The sequence below is a fragment of the Solihabitans fulvus genome (assembly GCF_008386585.1).
Classification (GTDB): domain Bacteria; phylum Actinomycetota; class Actinomycetes; order Mycobacteriales; family Pseudonocardiaceae; genus Solihabitans; species Solihabitans fulvus.
Window position 1 is genome coordinate 210057 of the sequence record NZ_VUOB01000038.1, and the last position, 6554, is coordinate 216610.

At 73.8% G+C, this 6554-nt stretch carries 6 protein-coding genes; 5 read left to right on the top strand and 1 reads right to left on the bottom strand.

The window, feature by feature from the left end:
* Entirely contained in the window at positions 1-1068 is a 1068-nt protein-coding gene (locus F0L68_RS21815; RefSeq protein WP_149851473.1) for a YeiH family protein, read from the bottom strand.
* Here F0L68_RS21815 and F0L68_RS21820 point away from each other — a divergent pair.
* The 5 genes from F0L68_RS21820 (at position 1067) to F0L68_RS21840 (ending at position 6452) form a co-directional block, all read left to right on the top strand.
* Positions 1067-2014, top strand: a complete 948-nt coding sequence (locus F0L68_RS21820; protein ID WP_223199018.1) for a LysR family transcriptional regulator — start codon at positions 1067-1069, stop codon at positions 2012-2014. The genes F0L68_RS21815 and F0L68_RS21820 overlap by 2 nt on opposite strands.
* Before the next feature lie 26 nt (positions 2015-2040).
* Entirely contained in the window at positions 2041-2829 is a 789-nt protein-coding gene (locus F0L68_RS21825) for a hypothetical protein (protein ID WP_223199013.1), read from the top strand.
* Between the two features lie 36 nt (positions 2830-2865).
* On the top strand, positions 2866-5052 hold the full coding sequence (gene ligA, locus F0L68_RS21830) for an NAD-dependent DNA ligase LigA (RefSeq protein WP_149851474.1): 2187 nt from the start codon (positions 2866-2868) through the stop codon (positions 5050-5052).
* Positions 5045-5548, top strand: coding sequence for a GNAT family N-acetyltransferase (locus F0L68_RS21835; protein WP_149851475.1), 504 nt, complete (start codon positions 5045-5047; stop codon positions 5546-5548). The genes ligA and F0L68_RS21835 overlap by 8 nt, the downstream gene beginning before the upstream one ends.
* Before the next feature lie 70 nt (positions 5549-5618).
* Positions 5619-6452, top strand: coding sequence for a 3-keto-5-aminohexanoate cleavage protein (locus F0L68_RS21840; protein ID WP_149851476.1), 834 nt, complete (start codon positions 5619-5621; stop codon positions 6450-6452).
* Positions 6453-6554: the final 102 nt, after the last annotated feature.

Here is a 6554-nt window from a genome sequence, read left to right on the forward strand (position 1 = left end):
TTAGCCGCCGATGACGCGCAGCGCCGCGAACGCGACCCCGGTGACCAGCAGCGTCGACAGCAGGCCGAGCAGCAGCGCGCGGGGGCCGGTGCGCACCAGCGCGCCGATCCGCACGCCGCAGCCGAGCCCGAACAGCGCGCCGGCCAGCAGCAGCGTGGTGAGCGTCTTCGTCGCGTCCAGGACGCCGCCGGGCAGCACGCCGAGGCTGCGCACCGCCACCATGCCGAGGAAGCCGAGCACGAACAGCGGCACCAGCGGAGGCCTCTTGCCCTCGGTCGCGGGCCGCCTGCGCCGCTCGACCAGGCTGACCGCCGCCACCATCGGGGCGAGCAGCACCACGCGGCTGAGCTTCGCCACGACGGCGACGGTTACCGCGGCGGCCCCCAGCGGCGAGGCCGCCGCCACGACCTGCGCGACCTCGTGCACGCTCATGCCGGCCAGGCGGCCGTAGTCCGCGTCGGACAGTCCGAGCGGGCCCGCCAGCATCGGCAGCACCAACATCGACACGCTGCCGAAGATGGTGACCAGCGCGACCCCGGAGGCGACGTCCTCCTCCTCGCGGTCCACCACGCCCTCCATGGCGGCGATCGCGGACGCGCCGCAGATGGCGAACCCCGTGCCGACCAACAGCGACAGGCCCCTCGGCAGGCGCAGCAGCCGGCCGAGCGCGATCGTGCCGAGGAACGTCACGGCGACGGTGACGACCACCGCGAGCAGCGTGCCGCCGCCGAGCGCCAGCACCTGCGGGACGGCCAGTTGCAGGCCGAGCAGCACCACGCCGGCGCGCAACAGCCTGCGGGTGGCCCAGGTCAGGCCGGGACGCGCGGTGGCCGGCAGGATCGGCAGGTTGCCGACGACGACGCCGAGCAGCACCGCGGCCGTGAGCGCGCTCACCGGCGGCAGCGCGAGGTTGACCAGATAGCTGACCGCGACTCCCGCCGCGACGAGGCCGAGTCCTGGCAGGAGGGTGCGGGTTACCGGTGACGTCGTTGTCCTGGTGGTGCTCACGTAGCCGACACTGCCCCCGCGCGCGGCGCTCCGGTAGCCGACAGTTCGACAGGTGGTCATACCCTTGGGCTATGACACCGACTCAGGTGAGCTGCGGGTCCCGGCCGTGAGGCAGGTGCCGGACCTCGAGTCGCTGCGGCTGCTGGTGCTGGTCGGCGAGCACGGCAGCCTCGGCAGGGCGGCGACGGAGCTGGGCATCGCCCAGCCGTCGGCGAGCAAGCGGCTGTCCACACTGGAGCGGCGGCTCGGCCTCGCGCTGGTCGACCGGACCAGGCGCGGCTCCGCGCTGACCCCGGCCGGCACGGTCGTCAGCGACTGGGCCCGGCGGGTGCTCGACGAGGTCGACGGCCTGCTCACCGGGGCGGACGCGCTGCGCAGCGAACGGGACGCGCAGCTGCGGGTGGCGGCGAGCATGACCGTGGCCGAGCACCTCGCGCCCGGCTGGATCGGCGAGCTGCGCCGGACCGACCCCGAGCTGTACGTCGGGCTCCAGGTGACCAACTCGGGCACCGTCGCCGACCTGGTGCTGCGCGGCGAGGTGGACCTCGGGTTCGTCGAGTCGCCGAGCGTCCCGGCCGGCCTGTCCACCCGACGCGTCGCCACCGACCGGCTCGCCGTGGTCGTGCCGCCTGACCACCCGTGGGCCAGACGCAGGCGACCCGTCGGGCCGCCCGAGCTGGCCGGCACGCCGCTGGTGGTGCGGGAGCCGGGGTCGGGCACCAGGGACACCCTGGAACGGGCGCTGCGGCTGGCCGGCGCCGGCGGCATCCGCCCGCTGCTGGAACTCGGCTCGACCACCGCCGTGCGCAGCGCGGTCATGGCGGGCGCGGGCCCCGCCGTGCTCAGCGTGCTCGCCGCTGGCGTCGACCTCGTGGACGGCCGCCTGGTCGAGGTCTCCGTCGACGGCCTCGACCTGCGCCGCTCGCTGCGCGCGGTCTGGCCGGCCGGCCGCAGCCTGGTCGGCCCGGCCGCCGACCTCCTCGCCGTCGCCGTTCGCGGCCGCTGACGCCGCCCGTGCGGGACAATGGGTGGATGACGTGGTTCTCGCGCAAGCGACGGACGGGACGCGCGGCGGAGCCGGTGGCGGCACCCGCGCAGGTCCCGGTGCACCTGCCGAACCCGGCTGAGGCGGCCGAGGAGTTCTGGCGACGCTGGTTCGACCTGCTGCCCACGATCAGCGGCGCGCTCGGCGACGGCGAACCGGGCCGCGTCGAGAACGAGCTGTGCGAGCTGGTCGCCGCCGTGCACCCCGACCTGCACTTCTCCCTGGAGCGCGGCAGGCGGGCGATCTACGCGCTGGTGCTCAGCGGCCAGGAGGACCCGAGGCTGCGCCCCTACACCGACGCCTGGATCGCGGCCGCGCCGCAGGAGGACATGATCTGGGAGTACCACGACTCGGTGCCGGCCGTGCCGGATCCGACCGGCGTCACCGTCAATCTCGGCGCGCACCGGCTCGCGCTGGCCGACTTCCGGGTCGTCGCGCAGGTCGACGAGGAGGCCGGGGTCGTGGACGTGGCCGTGCACCACCCCGAGCTGGCCAACCTCGCCGAGGCCGCGCGCCAGGCGATGACCTTCCTGCCGCTGGACGCCACCCTCGGCGAGCGGCTGGCCGGCGAGCGGCTGCGCCGGGTCGAGACCGCCGACGCCGAGCCGGCCGGGACGATCAGCCTGTTGGAGCTGCGCGCCATCGTGCGGGGCCTGGCCGGCGTCGAGGACGAGCCGTGGGGGTACCCCGATCGCGACTCCGCTCAGGAGCCCGATCGCGACCCCGGTCAAGATCCGTCGCCGGAGGGTCGAACTGACCCGCCGAAGGGCCACTGACCAGCCATTGTCGGTGCCGATCGTTAGTCTGCACAGGTGACCAGCAGCGAAGAACTCGCCGACAGCGGCCTGCCCCGGGAACAGGCGGCGCAGCCACAGGCCGAGGGCGTCGAGGACGTGCCGACCGACGTGCGGGAGCGGCACGCCGCCCTCGCCGAGGAGGTGCGCGGCCACCAGTTCCGCTACTACGTGCTCGACTCGCCGACCGTCACCGACGGTGAGTTCGACGCGCTGCTCGGCGAGCTCCAGCAGCTCGAGGACGAGCATCCCGCGCTGGCCACCCCGGACTCGCCGACCCAGCTCGTCGGCGGCACCTTCTCCACCGAGTTCACCACCGTGGACCACCTGGAGCGGATGCTCAGCCTGGACAACGCCTTCGACCCCGAGGAGCTGGGCGCCTGGGCGGAGCGGGTGGTCAAGGAGATCGGCGACACGGCGCACTACCTGTGCGAGCTGAAGATCGACGGCCTCGCGATCAACCTGCTCTACCAGGACGGTCGCCTGGTCAGGGCGCTGACCAGGGGCGACGGCCGCACTGGCGAGGACGTCACGCTCAACGTGCGCACCATGGGCGACGTCCCCGAGCGGCTGACCGGCACCGAGGAGTTCCCGGTGCCGGCGCTGGTCGAGGTGCGCGGCGAGGTGTTCTTCCGGGTCGAGGACTTCCTCGAGCTGAACTCGCGGCTGGTCGAGGCCGGCAAGCCGCCGTTCGCGAACCCGCGCAACACCGCGGCGGGCTCGCTGCGGCAGAAGGATCCCAAGGTCACCGCGAGCCGCCCGCTGCGGCTGATCTGCCACGGCCTCGGCAAACGCGAGGGCTTCGAGCCCGCCAAGCAGTCCGACGCCTACCGCGCGCTGCGCGCCTGGGGGCTGCCGGTGTCCGAGCACACCAAGGTGCTCGACTCGCTCGCCGACGTCAGCGCGCACATCGACTACTGGGGCAAGCACCGGCACGACGCCGCGCACGAGATCGACGGCGTGGTGATCAAGGTCGACGAGGTGCCGTTGCAGCGTCGGCTCGGCACCACCTCGCGGGCGCCGCGCTGGGCCATCGCCTACAAGTACCCGCCGGAGGAGGCGACGACCACCCTGCTGGACATCCAGGTCAACGTGGGTCGCACCGGCCGGGTCACGCCGTTCGCGGTGATGGAGCCGGTGAAGGTGGCGGGCTCGACGGTGGCGATGGCGACGCTGCACAACGCCGACGAGGTCAAACGCAAGGGCGTGCTGATCGGCGACCGCGTGGTGATCCGCAAGGCGGGCGACGTGATCCCGGAGGTGCTCGGCCCGGTGGTGGACGCGCGCACTGGCGAGGAGCGCGAGTTCGTCATGCCGGAGCTCTGCCCCGAGTGCCGGAGCATCCTGCGGCACGAGAAGGAGGGCGACGTCGACATCCGTTGCCCCAACGCGCAGAGCTGCCCCGGCCAGCTGCGGGAGCGGCTGTTCCACTTGGCCAGCCGCAAGGCGCTGGACATCGAGGTGCTCGGCTTCGAGGCCGCGTCGGCGCTGCTCGGCTCCGGCGCGATCACCGACGAGGGCGACGTGTTCGACCTCGACGCGGAGACGCTAGGCCGGGTCGAGCTGTTCACCACGATGGCCGGCGAGCTGTCCGCCAACGCGCAGAAGCTGCTGGACAACCTGGCCTCGGCCAAGGATCGTCCACTGTGGAGGGTCGTGGTCGCGCTGTCCATCCGGCACGTCGGGCCGACGGCCGCGCGGGCGCTGGCCCAGGAGTTCGGTTCGCTCGACCGGATCGCCGAGGCCGAGGAGGAGGAACTGGCCTCGGCCGAGGGCGTCGGCCCGACCATCGCCACGGCCGTGCGCGAGTGGTTCGCCGTCGACTGGCACCGCGAGATCGTGGCGAAGTGGCGGCGGGCGGGCGTGCGGATGGCCGAGGAGCGGGACGCCTCGATCCCGCGCACCCTGGAAGGCCTGTCGATCGTGGTGACCGGGTCGCTTGACGGCTTCTCCAGGGACGAGGCCAAGGAGGCGATCCTGGTCAGGGGCGGCAAGGCGGTCGGCTCGGTGTCGAAGAAGACCTCGTTCGTGGTGGTCGGCGAGGCTCCCGGGTCCAAGTTCGACAAGGCGGTGCAGCTCAAGGTGCCCGTGCTGGACGAGGACGGCTTCCGGGTGCTGCTCGACCGGGGCCCGGACGCGGCGGCCGAGGTCGCCACCGCCGGCGCGGTCGAGGAGACGGCCGAGGAGGCGGCGGGCGATGAGTGACGTCGTGGTGCGGCCGGCGCGCGCCGAGGAGCTGCCGGCCGTCGGCGCGCTGACCGTGGCGGCCTACCTGGCGGACGGCTATCTCGAGGGCCGGACCGAGGACGGCTACGCGACCAAGCTCGCCGACGCCGAGGACCGGGCGGCGCACGCCGAGCTGCTGGTCGCCGTCGACCCCGACGACACGATCCTCGGCAGCGTCACCGTGGTCCGCTCCGGCACGAAGTTCGCCGAGATCTCCCGCGCGGACGAGCTGGAGTTCCGGATGCTGGGTGTCGCGCCGGAGGCGCGCGGGCGCGGCATCGGCACGGTGCTGACCGCCGCGGTGGTGGACCGGGCGCGCGAACTCGGGCTGCCCCGAGTGGTGTTGAGCAGCCTCGATCGGATGACGAACGTGCACCGGCTCTATCGGCGGCTCGGGTTCGAGCGGTTACCTGAACGGGACTGGCGGCCGGCGCCGCACGTGCAGCTCGTGGTCTTCGGGCTGGCGCTGTCCTGAGCGGGTCCGGCCGCGCCAACGCGGATGCCGCAACAGCAGGATGCCGCACAGCAGATCGGGGTGACGCGACATGCTCCAGGCGTGTCTGAACGGCGCTCGACCAGTCGGAGCGCACCCGGCCCTGCCGGTCAGCCCGCAGCAGCTCGCCGAGGACGCCGTCGCGGTCGGCTCGCTCGGCGTGACGTCGCTGCACCTGCACCCGAGGGACGCGGTCGGCCTCGAGGTCCTCGCCGGGCCCGAGGTGGCCACCACGGTGGCCGTGGTGCGTGCCGCGGTGCCGCACGCGCAGATCGGGGTGACCACGGCGGCGTGGATCCAGCCGGACCCGGCGCGGCGCGCCGAACTGGTGGCCGGGTGGGCCGGGCTGGCCGCGGGCCGTCCCGACCTGGCCTCGGTGAACGTGCACGAGGACGGTTGGCGCGACGTCTGCGCCGCGCTGCACCAGGCCGGCATCGGCATCGAGCTGGGCGTGTTCGACGTGCCGGCCGCGCGGCGACTGCTCGACCTCGGCCCGCCGGCCGGCGCCGTCCGGGTGCTGGCCGAGGTGCAGGTCACCGAGCCGACCGAGGCGGTCGCCGAGGCCGGCAGGCTGCTCGACGCGCTGGCTCCGCTCGACCTCCCGGTGCTGCTGCACGGTGAGGACGCCGGCGCGTGGCCGGTGCTCGCCGAGGCGGCGCGGCGCGGGCTGGCGACCAGGATCGGTCTTGAGGACGTGCTCACCCGCCCCGACGGCTCGCCGGCCGCCGACAACGCCGACCTGCTGCGCACGGCGGCCGACCTGCTGTCGTCGCAGCGCCCTGCGGGCCTCGCCGTGCAGTCTCTTCGCGGTATCGGCTGGGACGTCGATCTCGACGAGCTGCGTGACGGCGATCCGGAGCGGAAGTGGCGCTCGGGCCCGGCCTAGTAGAGTGTCGCTTCTAACGTGTGGGGTACAGGTGGTGGAGTCGGGTGGGGGCATCGTCGGTGGTGAAGTGCCAGTGGACCTGACGCTGGGTGGCGTTGGTGG